A 20410-nucleotide genomic window follows, 5' to 3' on the forward strand; every position below is an offset into this window, starting at 1 on the left:
TAATGGAAACAAAACAATATATAGTAGAGGCTCAAGATGAGGGTACACGATTAGATGTGTACCTCACGAGAGAGCTTGGTCAGTCACGTAGCTATGTGCAATCCTTAGTGAAAGAGGGCAATGTACAAGTGAATGGTAAAACAGGAAAATCGAACTTGAAACTTTCAAAGGATAGTGAAATTAGCGTTACTATTCCTGAAGTGCACGAAGTAGAAGTAGAACCAGAGAACATTCCACTGGATATTCTATTTGAAGATTCGCATATGATTGTCATTAATAAAGCTCGTGGTATGGTGGTACATCCAGCGGTAGGCAATCATTCAGGGACACTGGTGAATGCTTTGCTATACCATTGTAAAGATTTATCTGGCATCAATGGAGAAATTCGCCCTGGCATTGTGCATCGATTAGACAAGGATACATCCGGTGTGATGATGGCAGCCAAACATGATGAATCCCATTTGGGCTTAGCAGAGCAAGTGAAAGAACATAGTGCTACAAGAACCTATTATGCATTAGTACAAGGCAATATTGCAGAAGAAAAAGGGACTATCAAGGCCCCTATTGGGCGCCACCCTAAAGATCGTATGAAAATGGCGGTGGTCTTTGAAAATAGTAAAGACGCAGTGACCCATTTCCGTGTACTAGAACGATATGGCAAGCACACATTAATAGAATGCCAACTAGAAACGGGAAGAACTCACCAAATTCGTGTACATTTAGCGTATATTGGACATCCTGTGGTGAATGATCCGTTCTATGGATTCCGTAAAATGGATTTTCCTATTGTAGGGCAGGCCTTACATTCTAAAACATTATCTGTGAAACATCCTATCACAGGGGAAGTGTTACACTTTGAAGCGCCATTGCCGGACGATTTTTTGGCATGTATTGAGTATGCGAAAGAGCATAATCGATAAGGAGTGATACTATGGAAGAACGTATCTTAATTGATGAAGCTGGTATGATGCGAGCCATTCGTCGTATCGGGCACGAAATTTTAGAGCGTAATAAAGGATTATCCAATGCTTTAATTATTGGCATTGAGCGCCGTGGTGTATATATAGCAAAACGATTACAAGCTCAAATTGAAGCCATTGAAGGGATTCAAGTAGATGTGGCAACAATGGATGTCTCCTTGTATCGAGATGATCGGAGCAATCAACCGAAGGAAGGGCCTCCGTTTACGATGGATACGACGGGTAAAATTGTGATTCTTGTAGATGATGTATTATTTACAGGTCGTACGATTCGATCTGCATTGAATGCCCTTATGGATGCAGGTAGACCGAGTGCCATCCAATTAGCTGTATTAGTGGATCGAGGCCATCGGGAACTACCTATACGAGCTGATTATGTAGGCAAAAATATTCCTACATCTCACTTGGAAACGGTGCAAGTTCGTGTGCACGAAGTGGATGGGGATGATAGTGTAGTGATTTTTTAGAAAGATGAGGAACAACCAATGCATGGTATGGGAACCATCCTTAATGTGGTGTTGATTATTTGTGGTAGCCTATTAGGTCTTTTTATTCGACATCGCATGAAAGAAAATTTGAAAGAAACACTCATGGTGGTGTGTGGCATCATTATCCTTCTATTAGGCATGAGTGGTACTATGCAATATATGCTGGTTATTGTTAGCGACAGTTTGCATACAACAGGACCTATGATGATGATTATCTCTATGGTACTAGGGGCGATTATAGGGGAATTGATTGATTTTGATCGTCGTATTACAGCCATTGGAGAATGGTTGAAGTTGAAAACAGGTAACAGTCGGGACCCACAGTTTACCAATGCTTTTATTACGGCATCCATGACATTTACCGTAGGAGCTATGGGGGTCATCGGTTCTATTCAAGATGGTTTGACTGGCGATTATAGTACGATGGTTGTTAAAAGTATTCTAGACGGCATTATCGTAATGGTCATGGCATCTTCCATGGGAAAAGGGGCTTTATTCTCCTTTTTACCAGTGGGGATTACCCAAGGGATGATTACGGGTTTAGCTCATTTAGCGGCACCGCTTATGACTCCAGAGGCGATTGATAATTTATCCTATGTGGGCTCCATCTTAATTTTCTGTGTGGGAATTAATGTATTGTGGCCCAACAAGATTCGTGTGGCTAACTTGCTACCAGCAATATTTATAGCAATGTTCATGACATTCTTGCCGATTACACTGTAAATTTTAGGGGGACTATAAATATCCTTTATACTATAGAGGAATAGTGAGTGCAACATTCCATACGGCATATTAGATAGGGATTATATGATAGAGGAAGGTTGAGTATAGGTACTCACTTTCCTCTTTTTACTTTCATAAAAGCTAATGAAAAAAATACAAGTTGAGCCTAGTAAAATTATGGATAGCGGATTTTTGCATGTGATAGAAAACATTGAGTCTATGTTAATGGCTGTGATAGAATAAACATACAAAAATGTGCGGCATAGATAGTTGTAGACATACTGAGCATTAAATAGTGAGGAGTTAGTGATGAAAGAACGTGAGAAACAGCAGGCTATCGAAAATAAGCGATTAAAAGAATTAAAAACGGTGCGCAAGATGATAGAAATCTACTGCAAAGGACAGCACCGACGTAAGTCTGGTGACCTCTGTGAAAGTTGTGCAGAATTGATGCATTATGCAGAAGCAAGGGTAGAGCGATGCCCACATATGGAAGAAAAAACATTTTGTGCCATGTGCAAAACACACTGTTACGCACCGACCTATCGAGAACGAATTAAAGAAGTTATGCGATATAGTGGTCCTCGTATGTTATGGATACATCCAATCATGACCATACGACACATATTGTTAGGGAAAGGTCTGTTGAAATAATATGTGACTGAAATTATATGTTACAGTAATATGTCATGGGAATTGTGACGTGTTAAAAATCAAGTAAACACCTTTACACTATATCGAAAATTATAGTATACTATAGATAGACAAAAGAGCGCCCATCATAGGTTGCTCTTTTTTTACTGTAGGAGGCACGAATTTCGTGAGGGAAACTCCTAAGCGTATATTGGGTATAGTTAAAGGGCGTATAACATGAAATTAAAAATCGTAGGATTATTGATCTTACTGGTGATTTCACTCGTAGTAGCCCCTCAATTTGGGGCTTCTTTCATACCGGTGTGGGATATGTACCAGGCATTTACCAGTCCAGTGCCAACAGATGAGATGAAAATGTTGAGCACCATTGTGCAAGATATTCGTTTGCCACGGTTGTTGTATTCCGTACTGACAGGGATTGGATTATCTTTAGTAGGGGTTCTGATGCAAACAGTAACACGCAATGCACTAGCCGATCCTTATGTATTAGGTGTCTCGTCAGGTGCTAGTACAGGAGCGGTCTTTGCTATCATTATGGGAGGATTACCATTCTTGGCATCCTATAATGTGCCATTCTTTGCGGCTTTAGGAGCAGGTATTTCCATCTTGTTGGTGTTAATCTGTGTGGGACGTAGCCAAAGTCCAGTAAAATTAATTTTAATTGGTATGGGTATGACAGGTATTTTCTCATCCATTACGATGATGATTATTTATGGAGCGAAGCACGAAGCACAAGTACGAAGTGCTATGTTCTGGTTGCTCGGTAGTTTTGCAGGCATTCAGTGGAGAGATTTACCATTAACAGCCATTATCATTGGTTTGTTGATGTTCTATATGTACATGTATAAACAGGATTTTGACGTCCTCTTATTAGGGCAACAAGAAGCGAAGCAAATGGGCTTATCTGTGAAATCCTTGCAATTATCTATGGTCATCGTATCCTCTGTGGCTATCGCTACCTTAGTAGCAAAAGTAGGTGTAGTAGGCTTTATGGGCCTTATTATTCCGCACTTGGCACGCATGGTTGGGGGCCCTAAACATGGACGATTACTGATTTTTGCGCCACTCATTGGTAGTATTGTGATGATCTGGGCGGATGTACTTTCACGAGCTATGTATAGCCCCGAAGAAATTCCTATCGGCGTATTGACATCCTTACTAGGGGCACCGCTATTTATTTGGATTATTATGACGAGATACCGTCATCAAGGTTAGACAATAGGAGGGACTATGTACGAGGTAAATTCTTTGTCCTTTTCCTATGGAAAACGACAAATTTTAGATGATGTGAAGCTCAGCTTTCCTAAACATAAAATGACGGCTATCATTGGACCTAATGGTTGTGGTAAATCGACACTTCTTGGACATTTGAGCCAATTGCATCCCACTGATGCGATTACACTGGATGGTGTGCCTTTACAAACTATTGATGGCCCCACCTTTTCACGGAAGGTGGCTGTGTTGGCACAAATGCATGATGCTATGATTGATGATTTTTTAGTGAAAGATATTGTACTTATGGGACGATATCCTTATAAAAGTCATTTTGGAAATTATACAGCGGAAGATGTTGCTATTGCCCAGTCCTATATGGATCAAGTAGGGGTATCCCATTTGGCAGAAGAGGAAATGGGACATTTGTCGGGAGGTGAACGGCAACGTGTGTTCATTGCAAAAGCATTGACACAACAAACAGAGGTATTGTTGTTAGATGAACCAACAAATCATCTAGACATGAAATACAAGGTAGCGCTCATGAAAGAATTGCAAAACTTTTCGGGTACAAGTATTGTGGTTCTCCATGACCTAAATCTAGCGGCGTGCTATTGTGATCACATCGTATTGATGAAAGATGGCAAAGTATTAAAAACGGGAGCCCCACAAGAGGTGTTAACCCCAGAGTTGCTGGAGCCTATTTTTGAAGTGCCTTTCCATGTGTCTATGGAAGAGGGCGTGTATCATTTGTATTACTAACTAAGGTAAGAAAGGGAAGATTATGTTAAGTAATTGGAAACAATCTAAAGGCTTTGTATTAACAGCTTTAGTATGTGGTGCTTTGGCAGTAGCAGGCTGTAGTTCTGAAAAAGAACAAGCGAAAACTGGCACAGAAGTGACTTGGAATCAAACATTTGAAGGCAAACAAACTGAGTTTGCTGTGAAAGAATCTCCAAAACATGCCGTATCCATGTCTCAATTTACAACAGAAATGATGTTACAATTAGGCTTGGAAGATAAAATGGCAGGTACAGCTTTCCAAGAAGAAGAAATCTATCCACCATTACAAGAAGCCTATGGCAAAGTAAAAGTATTAGCTGAAAAATGGCCTTCTTATGAAGTGTTTATGTCTGTAAAACCTGACTTCGCTACAGGATGGGAAGATTCTTTCAGTAAAGAAGGTATCCCTGCAGATAAAATGATTGCTCAAAAAGTAAACATTTGGATTCCAGAGTCTGCTTTATCTACACAAGCTGACTTAGAAACTAATTTCAAAGATATGATTAAGTTAGGTGAAATCTTCGGCGTGAAAGCAAAAGCAGAAGAATGGGTAAAAGGTCAACGTGCCTTGCTAGAAAAAGTACAAGCTAAATTGAAAGACCTTCCACATAAACGTGTATTCGTATATGACTCCCAAGATGGACAACCTTTCACAGTATTCGAAGGTTACACAACTAACGTATTGCGTTTAATCGGTGCTGATAACGTAATGAGTGGTTTAGGGGTAGATAAAACTTGGGCGAAAGGTTCTTGGGAAACTGTAGTTCAACAAAATCCTGATTACATCATCATTCCTGATTACGGTAACTCCATCCGCAACGATGATGATTTCCAAGAAAAAGTAGCTAAAATTAAAGCTGACCCTCAATTACAAACAATTAAAGCGGTACAAGAAAATCATTTCGTTCGCGTAAAATTATCTGAAATTACACCAGGCGTTCGTACAGTAGAAGCGTTAAAACGTTTAGCTGAAGAAATCCATGGTATCCATATTGACTAATTAGATAGTCTTTTATACATAGTAAAAGCCGTCACAATAGTGACGGCTTTTTTGTGTTTATTGTACTTATCGCTTTGCTCCAGCTTGTAGGGCTTTCAGATATTCTTGTACAGGGTTTATATTATTTTTACTACACTGTAAAAAATGAGCTAATATACATTCTAAAGTGTTTTCTGAATAGGACTGTAATTCTCCAGTCATATAGGTTTCCACAGATGTATGAGTCAGGGAATTATCTTTTGCTTGGATGGGACGATGGTGTGTGTCATAGCCAGGTATTTCTAATTGGATATCTAATTCCCACTTCATATACAAGGCCATAATGGCAGTCACTAAAGACAATTTTACGTTAGAAATAGATGGCAATTTATCCTTTATGGCTAAAAATTCATCGGGATGAGTGGCTTCCATCATATATCCGTATTTGAAAGTTACCAAGTTATGTCCTTTCATGCGTGCCACTTCTAAATCGTGCAAATAGGATTGTAAAACCGGTGTAGAGTACATAGACCAATAGGCATGGCGTGACACAATGAAGTTAGCCATTTGGTCTTGGCAAGGTGAGCGATGGTCTACATTTTGCGTACTAGTGAAGAGAGGCCATTCTTGTTGAATGATAGAAATAATTAAATCGTCTTTCATAATAAAACTCCTATTCTACCCAAGAATCTTCTTTACGGAGAAGTGGATCTTGAATGCGTTGAATGACTTCTTTAGCTTGATAGGTTAAGAAATCAATAGGACTTGTGCTTAAGCCGTTGCGTTGCAACTCTTGAATAATAGCACTACATAAGCGATCAATGTGAGATTTTGTATCTGTAATAGGTGCATCTAGTAATTCTACAATCCCATGTTTGACCGTGTTTCCTAAGATAGGAAGAGTACAACTATGGCGATAGAGCCATTTGTAGAATGGCGCATAGGATTTGTTGAATAGATGCACGAGTAGCATGTAATGATGGACAAATTGATGCAATGCTAAACTTGCAGCAATTGTGTCGCCTCGTTGTAACATACGAGGTAAGTTATACTGCCCAGATTGAGCCAATTGGTTTAATTCATAGGCAATTTTACGAAGGCGAATATCTTCTGGATAGTAGGCCAATAATCGCTGACGAATATGTGTAAAAGATCCAAAATTATCTAGGAAGACTTCACCATTTGTGGCGGTGCACAACAAGTCTTGTGGGACACGGCGAAACTCTTTTTCACACTGAGGCCCTTCAGGATAAAGTGTATAGCGCTGGTAAAATTCAGATATACATTCAATTTGTACTGTGCCATAGGCATAGTTCTTAAAGTAGGACTGAAGGCGTTCTTTATTAGTTTCATAGATATCAGCTGGTAAGAAGAGCTGACAGCGCTTGGTAAAGTCGTGGTCTTCAGAGATGGCATCATCAAAGCCTAAACATTCTGATCCTGTGCCGACCAAAGCTAAGCACATATAGGGAGCTAGGTCAGGTAGATTGAGCTCTATGTCTTGTGCTACTTGGTGAGCGAGTTCTCTGCCTAGCTCTAAGCCAGTTTGGCGATGACAGGGCACCTCTTGTTGCAGCGTTTTAATAAGGTCTTTTACATATTCAAGATTGTGCAATACAGATTGATAGGCTTGACTTTCCACACCATAATTATGTTTCACAATGGGAAGAGCCTCTCGATATAAATTTAGTGCCACATCGTAGTGATGTTGTTCCATTTCAAAGTCGGCTCGATTATTTAACACCGCTGCATACATAGGGTGTTCTGTACCTACCTCACGACGTAAAATGTAGGCAGCTTTATCTAGATAGACCTGAGGAGAAAGCTCTTGTTTTCCTTTAACGTGTTTGCTGATTTCATATAAATTATTGTAGCTAATAGCTAGGGGAACCTGGTATTCTGTAGGCTCTAATAGGCGGACTGCTTCTAATTGCAATTTATGAGCTGTTTCGTAGTTGTTTGTGTCACGATAGAGAAGTGATAAATTGTTCAACAGACCAATATAAGCATAGGATGTATCACCTACGGATTGAAAGATTTCCTTTGCTTTCAACAGATGTGTTTCCGCTTCGTAATAGGATTTCTTTTCACGATATGTATTGCCTAGATTAATTAAAATTGTAGCATATGTTTGTGGTGTGTAAGTATCGCTTTTTTCGTAGAGACGTAGGGATTCATCAATAGCGGTAATGGCATCATCATAGCGTCCTACATTACGTAGAGACCCACTATACTCATTTAATATTTCAATCAGTTTTTTGTCATTCTTTTGGGTCCGACACAGGTGAATGGCTTTTTCTAAATAGTCTATCATACCTTGTTCATTGCCTTGTCGCCAAAGTGTGTGTGCTTGTTTTAGTAAAGACTGAATGGATTCCATAGAACCTCCTATAATAAGGTAAGTAATTCTGTTGACGGTTCTGAAATATTGGCAAAGCTCACAATGTCTTTAGGATAACGTTCTGATAATTCCATTTCAATGGTTTTTAAATCACTATAGGAACCAGCGATAGTGAGAATGCTTTTGCCACAGAGACCAATTCCAATTTGTAGACTTAATAAATGAACTTGGTGATGCCAAGCTAGATGATTAGCTAAATGAAATACAGCCACTGTTGTGGAACATTCATAGATACCTAGGTGTGAGACAGTAGGTATTTTTTGTTTTTGTTGAAATACTGAAAGTACATCGGGATGTACGCCAGTAATTGTTTTGTATTGAATCTGTTTCGTATCCCCTAGGATTTGTTCAATTTGCTGTACTACATCTGTATCTGCAATGAGTATGAAGAACGCTTTGCCAGGACATATGCGGTAATGTTTGACAAAAGAGATAGGGTAGTCTTTTAATAACTGATCTAAAAGAGCAAATCCAGATGCGATACGATTGGTTTCCCAAAGACATATAGCCGTATTTGATGCCATCGTAATTACCTCCTGCGTATAATTACTTTCAGTATAAAGAGAAATATAATGTAGAGCAATAGAGAAGAAAGAAGAGGTGTATTTACTACCGTAGTTAGGTTTGAATATTACCAAGGCATACTGAAAACACATATACTACATGCAGATTTTGAAATAGGAGATGATAATTAATCTAACTTTTCAATTACATAAAGGTTTGTATTTTACAAAATTTGGATTGTAAATTTTTATCAGTTCTACCCTGAAATGTGATACCATTTTCTTAAGAAGCATGCACAGTATTCTATTTACGCATGAATGGAACAGAGGCATGAATTATATTTATACGTTGTAAGGAGGTTAACACATGCTAGAACGAGGATTTAGTAAACCAACAGAACGAATTGAAAAGTTGAGAAAAGTAATTATTGATGCTGTACCACAGGTCGAATCAGAACGTGCAGTCTTAATTACAGAATCCTATAAGGAAACCGAAGGTCAGCCTACGATTATCCGCCGTGCTAAAGCTGTTGAAAAAATCTTTAACGAGTTGCCGATTACAATCCGTGACAATGAATTGGTAGTTGGTTCAATCACAATCAACCCACGATCCACAGAAATTTGCCCAGAGTTCTCCTATGATTGGGTAGAAAAAGAATTCCATACTATGCATAAACGTATGGCAGATCCATTTGAAATTTCTGAAAAAGTACAACATGAATTACATGAAGCTTTCAAATATTGGGAAGGCAAAACAACTCACTCCTTAGCAGATTCCTATATGGAACCAGATACAAAAGATTGTATCGCTAATGGTGTATTCACAGTAGGTAACTATTTCTTCGGTGGTGTAGGACACGTAAATGTAGACTACGGTAAAATCTTAGAAAAAGGTTTCCGCGGTGTATTAGAAGAAACAATTACAGCATTACATGCATTAGACGAAGATGATCCTAGCAGCATTAAGAAAAAACAATTCTACAACGCAGTTATTATTTCCTACAATGCAGCTATCCGATTCGCACATCGCTATGCTGAAAAAGCTCGTGAATTGGCAAGTCAAACATCTTGTCCAACTCGTAAAGCAGAATTACAACAAATCGCCGCTAACTGTGATCGCGTACCTGAATTCGGTGCTCGTAACTTCTGGGAAGCATGTCAATCTTTCTGGTTCTTACAAATCATGGTTCAAATTGAGTCCAATGGTCACTCCATCTCCCCAGGCCGTTTTGACCAATACATGTATCCATACTTAAAAGATGATCCAATTGATCGCGTAAAAGCACAAGAATTAGTAGATTGTATCTGGGTTAAATTGAACGACATCAATAAAACTCGTGATGAAGTCTCTGCACAAGCATTCGCTGGTTATGCAGTATTCCAAAACCTTTGCGTAGGCGGTCAAGACTCTGAAGGTAAAGATGCAACAAATGAAGTATCTTACATGTGTATGGAAGCAGTAGCGCACGTTCGTTTACCAGCTCCATCCTTCTCTGTACGTGTACATCAAAATGCCCCAATGGAATTCTTATATCGCGCTTGTGAAGTATCCCGTTTAGGCTATGGTGTTCCAGCATTCTACAATGACGAAGTAATCATCTTGGCTCTTGTATCTCGTGGCGTAGCATTAAAAGACGCTCGTGACTACTGTATCATCGGTTGTGTTGAACCACAAGCGGGCCATCGTACTGAAGGTTGGCATGATGCAGCATTCTTCAATATCGCAAAAGTTCTTGAAATTACTCTTAACAACGGACGTTGTAATGGCAAACAATTGGGACCTAAAACTGGCGAATTAGAAGAATTAGATACTATGGATAAATTGTTGGCAGCATACCAACAACAAATGGAATACTTCGTTCGTCACTTAGCAAAAGCTGACAACGCTGTTGACTACGCTCACATGGAACGCGCTCCATTGCCATTCATGTCTGCGATGGTTGATGATTGTATCAAACGCGGTAAATCTTGCCAAGAAGGCGGCGCGATCTACAACTTCACAGGACCTCAAGCATTCGGTGTTGCTGACGCAGGTGACTCCTTATATGCAATCCAAAAAAATATTTTCGAAGACAAACGCTTTACATTAGCTGAATTGCGTGAAGCATTAGAAGCTAACTTCGGTTATAGCGATAGCGCAGCTCCAATTTGCACTCCATCTATTCCAGAATCTACATTAGATGAAGCTCAAATCTATGAAGCAGTTAAGAAAATCTTATCCTCCACAGGATCTATCGACATTGCTACATTGGAATCTCATTTGAAACAAGGTACTGGCACAGGTACAAGCTGTGGATGCAAATCACAAGCTGATCCAAGCAAATATGCAACTATCCGTAATATCTTGAAAAACACTGATTCCTTCGGTAATGATATTGAAGAGGTAGACCAATTCGCATATCGTTGCGGTAAAATCTACTGTAATGAAGTGGATAAATACATGAACCCTCGTGGCGGTCAATTCCAAGCTGGTATTTACCCAGTATCCGCTAACGTATTGTTCGGTAAAGACGTAGCTGCATTACCAGATGGACGTTTAGCAACTGAACCATTGGCTGACGGTGTATCCCCTCGCCAAGGTAACGACGTAAACGGTCCTACAGCGGCTTCCAACTCCGTTGCAAAATTAGACCATGCGCAAGCATCGAATGGTACATTGTACAACCAAAAATTCACACCAGCTGCGGTAGGTGGAGAACAAGGTTTGAAAAACTTCGTATCTATTATTAAGAGCTTCTTCGATAAAAAAGGTAGCCATGTTCAATTCAACGTTGTAGATAAACAAACATTGTTAGATGCACAAGAACATCCAGAAGATAACCAAGACTTGATCGTTCGTGTAGCAGGTTACAGTGCTCACTTCGTAACATTGGCTAAAGAAGTACAAGACGATATCATTAATCGTACAGAACATGAAATGTAGGTACATAATATAAAGGATAAGTTCGTATGGAATCAGTAGATTATAGTGTACAAGGCACTGTATTTGATATTCAACGCTTTTCCATTCACGATGGACCAGGAATCCGGACAATCGTATTTTTGAAGGGCTGTCCATTACGATGTAAATGGTGTTCTAATCCAGAATCACAACAATATTATCCTGAAGTAGTGTATCGAAAACAACTCTGTATTGGTTGTAAAGCTTGTCAGGCAGTTTGCCCTAAACAGGCCATTGCTGATAGCAACCCATACTGGATTGACCGTACACTCTGTGACAACTGTTCAGAGTGTACCATGGTCTGTCCTACCAGTGCACTTTCTATGAAAGGTAAGTTGATGAGTGTCGAGCAGGTAGTACGAGAACTAAAAAAAGATGCCACACAGTACTTTCGGTCCAATGGCGGCATCACCTTATCTGGTGGAGAGGCATTGACACAACCAAAGTTTGCTAAAGAAATCTTTAAAGCTTGTAAAGCACAAGGATGGCATACCGCAATAGAAACAGAAGGGTATTATGACACAAAGATTGTAGAAGAGATTATGCCGTACATCGACTTAGTTCTACTAGATATCAAAAGTGTTAATCCAGAGCAACATAAAAAGTTCACTGGTGTCGATAACGCAAGGATCAAAGAGTCGGCTAAAGTCATACAGTCTATCGCAAATACAACAGTGCGTGTTCCTACGATTCCTGGGTTTAATGCGAGCGAAGAAGATATTCGTGGTATAGCGGAGTTTGTGAAGGAAAATATGCCTAATGTTCATGACATACACTTGTTGCCATATCACAATTATGGGCAGGGGAAATATGAACTATTGGGACGTGAATATGAATTAGAAAATACACCAAAGATTCCAGAAGAAGAAATGGAAACGTATAAAAAAATAGTAGAATCATATGGTTTAAACTGTATTATTGGTGGTTAGGAGGTACTATGGATACAGCATTATTAGAAAAAGTGATGGGTCAAGTATCAGAAGAACTTGGCATTAAAAAGCCGCAAGGCACAACAGCAGGATCCATCGGAGTTACTGAATTTGTAGGTACTGCAATGGGCGATACAATTGGTCTTGTGATTGCCAGTGTGGATCCGTTATTAACAGAAACAATGGGATTAGGAAAATTCAAATCCATCGGTATTATCGGCGGTCGTGTAGGCGCAGGCCCACAAATTATGGCTGTGGATGATGCAATCAAAGCAACGAATACTGAAATTATTACAGTAGAGTTGCCTCGTGATACTAAAGGTGGCGCAGGTCATGGTTCCTTGATCTATATCGGTGCTCATGATGTATCCGATGCTCGTCGAGCTGTTGAAATTGCATTGGAAGCTGTTCCAAAATACTTTGGAGATGTATACGCTAATGATGCAGGTCACTTGGAATTCCAATACACAGCACGTGCAAGCTATTGTTTAGAAGCCGTATTCAACACTCCATTAGGTAGATCTTTTGGTATGGTATGTGCAGGCCCAGCAGCGATTGGTGCAGTACTTGCGGATACAGCAGTAAAATCTGCCAATGTAGAAGTTGTTTCGTACGCATCACCAAAATCTGGTACAAGTTTCTCTAACGAAGTAATCTTAACATTCTCTGGAGACTCTGGTGCTGTTCGTCAAGCTGTGAAAGCAGCTCGTGAAGTGGGTATTAAATTGCTTGGTGCTTTAGGTGACACACCTACATCGAGTACAACACCATACATTTAATAGGTTAGTATAGAAACATAGGAGGATATTATGGTTTCAGATGCATTAGGAATGGTAGAAACAAAAGGTTTAGTAAGTGCGATTGAAGCAGCAGATGCTATGGTAAAAGCTGCTAACGTAAACTTAGTAGGCTATGAAAAAATTGGTTCTGGATTAGTAACAGTTATGGTTCGTGGTGATGTTGGTGCAGTAAAAGCAGCTGTTGAAGCTGGTGCAGTAGCAGCTCGTGCAGTAGGCGAAGTTGTATCCTTACACGTTATCCCTCGTCCTCACATCGATACAGAACGTATTATTCCAACTCTTAAAGCGTAATGTAGCGTGGCATATGAGGCATCGTCCTTATATGCCACTACTTTAGAGGAGGCACTATGAAAGATAGAGACCTATCTAGGCTCCTAGAAGACATGGTGGCACGTATTTTAGCAGAACAATCTCATGAACAAAGTGTAAGAAAATTATATGTTGTCTTTGATGAACAGTGGCATCATGAAAATTATGCGTTGGCGAATCAATTGACTACATGTGACTTCACACAAGTTCATGCCATTGTTCCCAAGAACGGTGATCCAGAAATGGAACGTCGAGTGAAAGAAATTCATCCTTTTCTTATGCAATATCCCTATGGAGAGGAACCCGCTTTTACAGAACACGATTGCATAGTATTACCTTATATAGGAAGAAATGATGTCATTCATATTGCCTTAGGCTATAGTCAATCGGATCTGTCGGAAGTGGTAAAGAAAGCTTTTACAGCAGGTGCTAGTATCTATGTACTGCCAACATCCATAGAGCCTTTATCAGGAAAAGAACCAGGTCCCTACCAACAGATGGTGCAAGGGTACTATCAAACAATATTTGAGTTAGGGATACGATACATAGACCATATTCGTCATATGAATTGAGTCCTATGAGATAGGAGTAAGCATGTATTTAGCAAAAGTGATTGGTAATGTTGTAGCAACGAAGAAAAGTGATACCCTATTAGGATATAAGTTGATGATTATACAGCCTGTCGATGCATCGCTTTCGCCAGCTCATAGAGAACAAGTAGCAGCTGATTTTGTAGGAGCTGGTGTAGGTGAATATGTGCTAGTTGGAACGGGGTCTTCAGTACGAGTGGAAGAGAACCGAAAAGGGGCTACCATAGATTTAGCAATCATTGGTATTGTAGACTCTGTTGTTATTTAGTAAGGAGGCAAATATGGGAACCCAAGGTGGGATATTTTCCTCAGTAACACAGGTTGTGCATGCATCAAAACAAGCATTTCACATCTATCAAAAGTTGAGCCTACGGGAACGGAAGCAGTTGATTCAGGCTATCCGTGAAGGATTACGAAGCTATTGTCTAGAATTTGCCGCGCTTGCTTGTGAAGAAACTGGTATGGGTAAAGCGGAAGATAAGGCCATTAAGATTAAACTTGCTTTGGAAGAAACGCCGGGCCCAGAAGATTTAATTACAGGAACAACGCAAGGAGAAAATGGAATTGTCTTAACAGAACCATTTCCATATGGTGTTGTATGTGCAATACATCCAAGTACCAATCCTTGTGAAACGTTGATCAACAATACAATTAGTTTGTTGTCAGCAGGAAATGTAGTGATTCATTGTCCACATCCAAGAGCCATGGAAGTATCTAAATATATTACGAAAGTGATGAATAAAATTATCTTAGATAAATTTGGCATATGTAACTTAATCACCACACCAGATACTTGTTCCTTAACATATCTTAATGAAATAATGAATCATCCTGATGTAGAATTGATTTTATCTACTGGTGGGTCAGATGCAGCTAGGAGCGCATTAGCCTGTGGTAAGAAGGTTATTTCAGCAGGTCCAGCGAACCCTACATTTGTGGTAGATGAAACGGCTGATATCGATCGAGCAGCCTATTGCATTCACAAAGGCGCATCCTTCGATCATAACATTACCTGTACATCGGAGAAAAATGTCATTATTGTAGAATCTGTAGTACCTGCATTTCGGTCGGCCTTAGAAAGACTCAATGTGTATTATGTGGATTCAGTGGGAGAAATGTTGCAATTATCAAAAATTCTCTTGACTGAAGATATGGAAGTAAATCGTCAATATGGCGGTAAATCGGCAGATGAGATTTTAAAAGATGCAGGAATTCATACGAATCGTTCCTATGATTTGATTGCTGTAGAAACAGTTAAAATCCATCCATTTGTGACACAGGAAATATTAGCTCCATTGATTACAGTGGTGAAAGCTAGTAATTTTGAAAGTGCCCTACAAATTGCTGTTGATGCAGAACAAGGTTATCACCATACAGCAGGCATTCATTCTCGCGATACGGAGCGTTTACGGCAAGCAGCAAAAGCTTTCCGAACTACAATCTTTGTCAAAAATGGATGTTCCTTAGATGGAATTGGTATCTGTGGCGTAGGAGCCACATCTTTCACGATTGCCAATGTCACTGGTGAAGGAGCCATAACGGCGAAAGATTTAGTCCGTCGCAGAAGATGTGTGTATGTAGAAACGCTATGTTCTTATACATAATAACTATGATTAAATTTCATGACAAAAATCATACTTTTTGACATGGTTTTTGCAATTACTGTCGTATACTATAAGTAGAGATATTTTACGTATTGTATAGGAAAGGTAATAAAAAGGAATGCCACGAAATACTTTGGAAGACAATCGAAACGAAGAATCAGGACTGGATATTATGACTGTCATAGGTCATGATTTATTGGAAGGGATCCAAGAAGCGGTTGCCAACGTGACAGGAATAGCTTTTGTGACAGTAGATTATAAAGGTGATGTATTAACAGAAGCAACACGGTTTTGCAACTATTGTAAGAAAATAAGAGATAACCCTACATCGTCATTATTGTGTAAGTTATCCGATGCATCAGGTGCGATTATTGCTGCCACTAATAAAGAGGTGAGCATTTATATTTGTCCTTGCGGACTTTTAGAAATTGCTATACCGATTATCGTGGATGGTCATTATTTAGGCGGATTTATTGGAGGACAGATTCTATGTGATGATGTACCAGATACAATAGTCCGGTTGAGTAAAAATATGGTACCTGGTGGAGCACAATTAGTGAACCAAGATATCGAAACTACGAATCCGGAAGAGTTAGCAGATATTAAGCGGTATAGCTATAATGAAGCGCTTTCTATCGCAAAACTAGTGGAGTTTATTATTAATCAACTTACGAATCATGAAATTGTATCGAATAGAAATAAACAAAAGAATTTAAATCGTATAGAAGCATTAGAAAAAGAAGTATTAGAAGCAGAAGATAAGATTTGCTGCTTACAAAGTGAGCTAGAAAAGTATAAGCGCTATGTAGATATGGTACGTAACTGTAAATTGCTTAGCGTAGTAGATAGCTTATCTGTAGTAGAAGAAGCAGAAAAAACGGAAGCAGCGATTCTGGATTATATTCATGTATTAGCACTTCATCATGATAGTCTATTTGAAACAAGTATTAAAGAGGAATGTTCGCGCATCGAATCTACAGTATCTCTCTTAAACTATCGTGAAGATTGCCACATAGGCTGGCATATGGATGTAGATGAGAGCCTGTGGCACTACATGTTACCGTCCTATAGCATATGGCAATATGTATATCAAGTGGCAGAAAGAGCACAACAAGAGGGGCATGCAAAGATTTCTATGAAACTACATGCAGAGCTCCAAGGTGATCAAGTATGTATTATTATAGAAGATGATACATTGCAGATTCACTCTGATGAAGTACTTGTACTACACAAATTACTACAAGATGTGACGAGGTTAATACATGGAGATACCATAGAGTCAACCTTATCTCCAACGAGTCAAGCTATTTTAAAATTACATCAAACGTTTATAGAATACCATGGCACTTCTGCTAAAGTACATTGTTATCCATTGCCAAAGGGTGGGATACAGGTGATGTTATCCTATCCAGTAGAATAAGACAAGGAGGTATTTTGTGATGAAGATACTTTTGGTAGATACCGATAAGTTGCATATGAAAGCACTACAAAAACGAATTGCACTCCATATGCAAGCGGAGGTCATCTGCATTAGTACATATCAAGAAGTACTTTCCTTACCGAAGGAAGAAATAATTTCTGTCGCTTATATAGCAATGGATATTAGCCATCAAAAAGCAGGTGACATTATTCGACATATGTATTACACCTATCCAACCTGCCGGATTGTGATGATGTTGAATAAAGAAACGCAAGCTGTTAACCAAATGACTATGAAATATTCCGGAATTGGATATTTATATAAACCTTTTAGCTGGGATGATTTTTATAAATGGATTCCAGCAAAGGGGATGACTAAAGAAAAAGAGGTCACAGGGAAATCCCTAGATCTGTTGGAGGGAATTGTACAAGGTTTTCAGCAAGGTGATTTTGAGGTAGCCTATGACAGATTATACCAAGTATGTCAGTATACATATGAACATAGTGATAGCCAGTCAATTGCCAGTGAACTATATGAATTGGTAGACCAGGTACAACACAAGGTCTTAGACACGCATATATTGAAGTTACATACGATGGTGTCAAAGATACAGTTGGAACCTGTACATACAAAATACGCAGAAGGACTCGCTATATGGACATTTAAAATTGTTGATTTCCTGTTTATGAAACTATATCAAGGGAAACAAGAAATTTTACATACTGTTCTCTACTATATTCATACACATATACAAGAAGATATTTCTTTAAAAGATATAGTTGTTTCTTGTAATGTAAGCCAAGGCTACATTAGTCGTATATTCAAACATAAGTTAAATATGACAATTATGCAGTATATACACAAGAAAAAAATAAATTTAGCGAAGGAATATATACTTGGAACGGACAAGAGCGGATCCTATATTGCTAACATATTGGGATATAGTGATGTGAGCTATTTTTGTAAAATTTTCAAAAAACATGAACATAAAACAATCTCACAATATCGAGATTAAGTCATTAATGGATTGGTGGAAACCTATGAAACAATCTGAGTATTTACATTTAGTAACGGAGCGCGTCATAGCAAAGTTACAAGAATTAAATAGATGTAGCGTACCAATTGGTGTTTCAAATCGTCATGTTCATGTGTCAAAAGAAGCATATACCGTTTTATTTGGACAAGATGAACTGACAAAAAAAGTAGACTTGAAACAACCAGGACAATATGCTGCAAATGAAACAGTAACTCTAGTAGGACCGAAAGGCAGTATTGAAAAAGTACGTATTTTGGGACCTTTTAGGAATGATACACAAGTGGAAATCTCTCTAACAGATTCATTTACGTTGGGAGTACCAGGCGTGATACGTGAATCTGGTGATTTACGGGAAACTCCAGGTATAACGTTACTAGGACCGAAAGGGAAATTAACGATTTCTCAAGGTGTGATCGTAGCGCATCGACATATCCATATGCATCCTGATGATGCAAAACGTATGGGCGTGATCGATAAAGAGCGAGTGACAGTGACTGTACATGGAGAACGCGAGCTGACATTTTCCAATGTAATTATTCGAGTATCGCCGAAGTTTGCTTTAGAAATGCATATCGATGTAGATGAAGCGAATGCAGGACGGATTAAAAACAATGATATTGGAATTGTATCGAAATCATAGAGGAGATACGAATGAACTTAGAAATGATTGAAAGTATAGTGAAACAAGTAGTGAAAGATTTACAACAAGAAGGCGTAGGTATGGAAACAACTCGTTATGAATATGGCGTGTTTGATACCATGGAGGCTGCGATTGATGCGAGTGAAGTGGCACAAAGAGAGTTGTTAGCTTTTTCATTACAAGATCGTAATGCATTTGTGGATGCCATCCGTGAAACTGTGTTACAAAAAGATCATTTAGAAATGATTTCACTCATGGCAGTCGAAGAAACAGGCATTGGTAGATATAGTGATAAATTGATTAAAAACCGAGTAGCTGCTGTGAAAACACCAGGTAAAGAAGTGTTGGAAACGCGTGCTATGACTGGTCATGATGGATTGACAATTGAAGAATTTTGTCCATTTGGCGTGATTGGTGCCATAACACCAACAACAAATCCAACAGAAACAATTATCAATAATTCTATCTCCATGATTGTTGGCGGTAATACGGTGGTATTTAGCCCACATCCAAGAGCTAAAAAAGTATCTACTATTTTAGTGCAAATGATTAATAAAGCACTAGAAGCGGCAGGTGCTCCGAACAACTTGGTAACGATGGTGCGTGAACCATCGATTGAAAGTACACAATGCATGATGAGTCATCCAAAAGTAAGATTGTTAGTTGCTACAGGTGGACCTGGAATTGTAAACCAAGTCTTATCCTCTGGTAAAAAAGCGATTGGCGCCGGCGCTGGTAACCCTCCAGTAGTCGTAGATGAAACAGCACATATTGAACAAGCAGCGAAAGATATCGTCAGTGGTGCAAGTTTTGATAATAACGTTCCATGTATTGCTGAAAAAGAAGTGTTTGTTGTGGAATCTGTGGCAGATCAATTGGTATACCATATGAAAAAGAATGGTGCTTATGAAATTACTGATATGTCTATTCTAGATACATTAGTTGAAAAAGTAACTAAGAAAGATGGTAAACCAAATCCAGATTTTGTAGGTAAATCTGCAAAAGATTTATTAGCATTAGTAGGTATTGTGGTAGATGACAGTATTCGATTAATCATTGCTCGTACATCAGAACATCATCACCTAGTAACAGAAGAAATGATGATGCCAATTTTACCAATCGTAGCGGTTCCAAATGTAGATATTGCTATAGAATGTGCATACCGCGCAGAATTGGGAAATCGTCACACAGCGATGATGCACTCTCAAAATTTAGAAAAATTATCTAAAATGGCGAGATTGTTAGAAACTACGATTTTCGTAAAAAATGCTCCATCCTATGCAGGTATTGGTGTAGGTGGTGAAGGGCATACTACCTTTACCATTGCAGGCCCAACAGGAGAAGGTATTACATGTGCAAGATCGTTCTGTCGCATTCGTCGTTGTGTATTAAGTGAAGCATTTAGCTTAAGATAAGTG

General features: G+C 39.0%; 21 protein-coding genes. 18 read left to right on the top strand and 3 right to left on the bottom strand.

Annotated elements, in window-relative coordinates:
* The first annotated feature begins 2 nt into the window (after positions 1-2).
* From EO112_RS04310 to EO112_RS04340, 7 genes are all read left to right on the top strand, one after another.
* On the top strand, positions 3-920 hold the full coding sequence (locus tag EO112_RS04310) for an RluA family pseudouridine synthase (RefSeq protein ID WP_127163104.1): 918 nt from the start codon (positions 3-5) through the stop codon (positions 918-920).
* Positions 921-931: 11 nt separating this feature from the next.
* The gene (gene pyrR / locus EO112_RS04315; RefSeq protein ID WP_009353692.1) at positions 932-1447 is read left to right on the top strand and encodes a bifunctional pyr operon transcriptional regulator/uracil phosphoribosyltransferase PyrR; all 516 of its coding nucleotides are present in this window, start codon (positions 932-934) and stop codon (positions 1445-1447) included.
* Positions 1448-1465: 18 nt separating this feature from the next.
* A complete protein-coding gene (locus EO112_RS04320) occupies positions 1466-2191 on the top strand; it encodes a DUF554 domain-containing protein (RefSeq protein WP_127163106.1) in 726 nt (241 codons plus the stop codon).
* Positions 2192-2500: 309 nt separating this feature from the next.
* A complete protein-coding gene (locus EO112_RS04325) occupies positions 2501-2845 on the top strand; it encodes a nitrous oxide-stimulated promoter family protein (RefSeq protein WP_062402031.1) in 345 nt (114 codons plus the stop codon).
* A gap of 216 nt (positions 2846-3061) precedes the next feature.
* A complete protein-coding gene (locus EO112_RS04330; protein ID WP_127135931.1) occupies positions 3062-4060 on the top strand; it encodes an iron ABC transporter permease in 999 nt (332 codons plus the stop codon).
* Positions 4061-4075: 15 nt separating this feature from the next.
* On the top strand, positions 4076-4819 hold the full coding sequence (locus tag EO112_RS04335) for an ABC transporter ATP-binding protein (RefSeq protein WP_127163108.1): 744 nt from the start codon (positions 4076-4078) through the stop codon (positions 4817-4819).
* A 22-nt stretch (positions 4820-4841) separates the two neighbouring features.
* Complete coding sequence (locus tag EO112_RS04340; RefSeq protein ID WP_127163110.1) at positions 4842-5840, top strand: ABC transporter substrate-binding protein; 999 nt, start codon at positions 4842-4844, stop codon at positions 5838-5840.
* A gap of 66 nt (positions 5841-5906) precedes the next feature.
* On the opposite strand, the gene EO112_RS04345 is transcribed toward EO112_RS04340, so the two are convergent.
* The 3 genes from EO112_RS04345 to EO112_RS04355 are packed head-to-tail and all read right to left on the bottom strand — an operon-like array spanning position 5907 to position 8744.
* Positions 5907-6482 carry a DUF4125 family protein gene (locus EO112_RS04345; protein ID WP_009353659.1) on the bottom strand — a complete coding sequence of 192 codons (576 nt, stop codon included), beginning with the start codon at positions 6480-6482 and terminating at the stop codon, positions 5907-5909.
* 10 nt (positions 6483-6492) lie between these two features.
* Positions 6493-8199 carry a DUF4037 domain-containing protein gene (locus tag EO112_RS04350; RefSeq protein ID WP_127163112.1) on the bottom strand — a complete coding sequence of 569 codons (1707 nt, stop codon included), beginning with the start codon at positions 8197-8199 and terminating at the stop codon, positions 6493-6495.
* Positions 8200-8207: 8 nt separating this feature from the next.
* On the bottom strand, positions 8208-8744 hold the full coding sequence (locus EO112_RS04355; protein ID WP_127163114.1) for a hypothetical protein: 537 nt from the start codon (positions 8742-8744) through the stop codon (positions 8208-8210).
* Between the two features lie 346 nt (positions 8745-9090).
* Here EO112_RS04355 and EO112_RS04360 point away from each other — a divergent pair, with 346 nt between their 5' ends.
* The 11 genes from EO112_RS04360 (at position 9091) to EO112_RS04410 (ending at position 20407) form a co-directional block, all read left to right on the top strand.
* Complete coding sequence (locus EO112_RS04360) at positions 9091-11646, top strand: glycyl radical protein (RefSeq protein ID WP_009353679.1); 2556 nt, start codon at positions 9091-9093, stop codon at positions 11644-11646.
* A 26-nt stretch (positions 11647-11672) separates the two neighbouring features.
* The gene (locus EO112_RS04365; RefSeq protein WP_009353686.1) at positions 11673-12593 is read left to right on the top strand and encodes a glycyl-radical enzyme activating protein; all 921 of its coding nucleotides are present in this window, start codon (positions 11673-11675) and stop codon (positions 12591-12593) included.
* An 8-nt stretch (positions 12594-12601) separates the two neighbouring features.
* Complete coding sequence (gene pduB, locus EO112_RS04370) at positions 12602-13372, top strand: propanediol utilization microcompartment protein PduB (RefSeq protein ID WP_009353719.1); 771 nt, start codon at positions 12602-12604, stop codon at positions 13370-13372.
* 30 nt (positions 13373-13402) lie between these two features.
* Positions 13403-13684, top strand: a complete 282-nt coding sequence (locus tag EO112_RS04375) for a BMC domain-containing protein (RefSeq protein ID WP_009353643.1) — start codon at positions 13403-13405, stop codon at positions 13682-13684.
* A gap of 56 nt (positions 13685-13740) precedes the next feature.
* The gene (locus EO112_RS04380; protein WP_009353648.1) at positions 13741-14274 is read left to right on the top strand and encodes a hypothetical protein; all 534 of its coding nucleotides are present in this window, start codon (positions 13741-13743) and stop codon (positions 14272-14274) included.
* A 22-nt stretch (positions 14275-14296) separates the two neighbouring features.
* A complete protein-coding gene (locus EO112_RS04385; protein WP_009353718.1) occupies positions 14297-14560 on the top strand; it encodes a EutN/CcmL family microcompartment protein in 264 nt (87 codons plus the stop codon).
* 13 nt (positions 14561-14573) lie between these two features.
* Positions 14574-15896: an aldehyde dehydrogenase gene (locus EO112_RS04390; protein ID WP_009353655.1), complete on the top strand. Its 1323-nt coding sequence runs from the start codon at positions 14574-14576 to the stop codon at positions 15894-15896.
* A 118-nt stretch (positions 15897-16014) separates the two neighbouring features.
* Positions 16015-17316: a PocR ligand-binding domain-containing protein gene (locus EO112_RS04395; protein WP_127163116.1), complete on the top strand. Its 1302-nt coding sequence runs from the start codon at positions 16015-16017 to the stop codon at positions 17314-17316.
* Positions 17317-17335: 19 nt separating this feature from the next.
* Positions 17336-18331 carry an AraC family transcriptional regulator gene (locus EO112_RS04400; RefSeq protein WP_127163118.1) on the top strand — a complete coding sequence of 332 codons (996 nt, stop codon included), beginning with the start codon at positions 17336-17338 and terminating at the stop codon, positions 18329-18331.
* Positions 18332-18356: 25 nt separating this feature from the next.
* Entirely contained in the window at positions 18357-18992 is a 636-nt protein-coding gene (locus EO112_RS04405) for a phosphate propanoyltransferase (RefSeq protein ID WP_126937829.1), read from the top strand.
* An 11-nt stretch (positions 18993-19003) separates the two neighbouring features.
* On the top strand, positions 19004-20407 hold the full coding sequence (locus tag EO112_RS04410) for an aldehyde dehydrogenase family protein (RefSeq protein ID WP_009353657.1): 1404 nt from the start codon (positions 19004-19006) through the stop codon (positions 20405-20407).
* The last annotated feature ends 3 nt before the right edge of the window (positions 20408-20410 follow it).

Origin of the sequence: Veillonella sp. VA141 (assembly GCF_003992175.1) — a bacterium.
Taxonomy (GTDB): Bacteria; Bacillota; Negativicutes; order Veillonellales; family Veillonellaceae; genus F0422.

Excerpts from the sequence above, each read along its gene's own strand:
- EO112_RS04310 (WP_127163104.1), top strand. The coding sequence starts at position 3 with ATGGAAACAAAACAATATATAGTAGAGGCTCAAGATGAGGGTACACGA.
- pyrR (WP_009353692.1), top strand. The coding sequence starts at position 932 with ATGGAAGAACGTATCTTAATTGATGAAGCTGGTATGATGCGAGCCATT.
- EO112_RS04320 (WP_127163106.1), top strand. The coding sequence starts at position 1,466 with ATGCATGGTATGGGAACCATCCTTAATGTGGTGTTGATTATTTGTGGT.
- EO112_RS04325 (WP_062402031.1), top strand. The coding sequence starts at position 2,501 with ATGAAAGAACGTGAGAAACAGCAGGCTATCGAAAATAAGCGATTAAAA.
- EO112_RS04330 (WP_127135931.1), top strand. The coding sequence starts at position 3,062 with ATGAAATTAAAAATCGTAGGATTATTGATCTTACTGGTGATTTCACTC.
- EO112_RS04335 (WP_127163108.1), top strand. The coding sequence starts at position 4,076 with ATGTACGAGGTAAATTCTTTGTCCTTTTCCTATGGAAAACGACAAATT.
- EO112_RS04340 (WP_127163110.1), top strand. The coding sequence starts at position 4,842 with ATGTTAAGTAATTGGAAACAATCTAAAGGCTTTGTATTAACAGCTTTA.
- EO112_RS04345 (WP_009353659.1), bottom strand. The coding sequence starts at position 6,482 with ATGAAAGACGATTTAATTATTTCTATCATTCAACAAGAATGGCCTCTC.
- EO112_RS04350 (WP_127163112.1), bottom strand. The coding sequence starts at position 8,199 with ATGGAATCCATTCAGTCTTTACTAAAACAAGCACACACACTTTGGCGA.
- EO112_RS04355 (WP_127163114.1), bottom strand. The coding sequence starts at position 8,744 with ATGGCATCAAATACGGCTATATGTCTTTGGGAAACCAATCGTATCGCA.
- EO112_RS04360 (WP_009353679.1), top strand. The coding sequence starts at position 9,091 with ATGCTAGAACGAGGATTTAGTAAACCAACAGAACGAATTGAAAAGTTG.
- EO112_RS04365 (WP_009353686.1), top strand. The coding sequence starts at position 11,673 with ATGGAATCAGTAGATTATAGTGTACAAGGCACTGTATTTGATATTCAA.
- pduB (WP_009353719.1), top strand. The coding sequence starts at position 12,602 with ATGGATACAGCATTATTAGAAAAAGTGATGGGTCAAGTATCAGAAGAA.
- EO112_RS04375 (WP_009353643.1), top strand. The coding sequence starts at position 13,403 with ATGGTTTCAGATGCATTAGGAATGGTAGAAACAAAAGGTTTAGTAAGT.
- EO112_RS04380 (WP_009353648.1), top strand. The coding sequence starts at position 13,741 with ATGAAAGATAGAGACCTATCTAGGCTCCTAGAAGACATGGTGGCACGT.
- EO112_RS04385 (WP_009353718.1), top strand. The coding sequence starts at position 14,297 with ATGTATTTAGCAAAAGTGATTGGTAATGTTGTAGCAACGAAGAAAAGT.
- EO112_RS04390 (WP_009353655.1), top strand. The coding sequence starts at position 14,574 with ATGGGAACCCAAGGTGGGATATTTTCCTCAGTAACACAGGTTGTGCAT.
- EO112_RS04395 (WP_127163116.1), top strand. The coding sequence starts at position 16,015 with ATGCCACGAAATACTTTGGAAGACAATCGAAACGAAGAATCAGGACTG.
- EO112_RS04400 (WP_127163118.1), top strand. The coding sequence starts at position 17,336 with ATGAAGATACTTTTGGTAGATACCGATAAGTTGCATATGAAAGCACTA.
- EO112_RS04405 (WP_126937829.1), top strand. The coding sequence starts at position 18,357 with ATGAAACAATCTGAGTATTTACATTTAGTAACGGAGCGCGTCATAGCA.
- EO112_RS04410 (WP_009353657.1), top strand. The coding sequence starts at position 19,004 with ATGAACTTAGAAATGATTGAAAGTATAGTGAAACAAGTAGTGAAAGAT.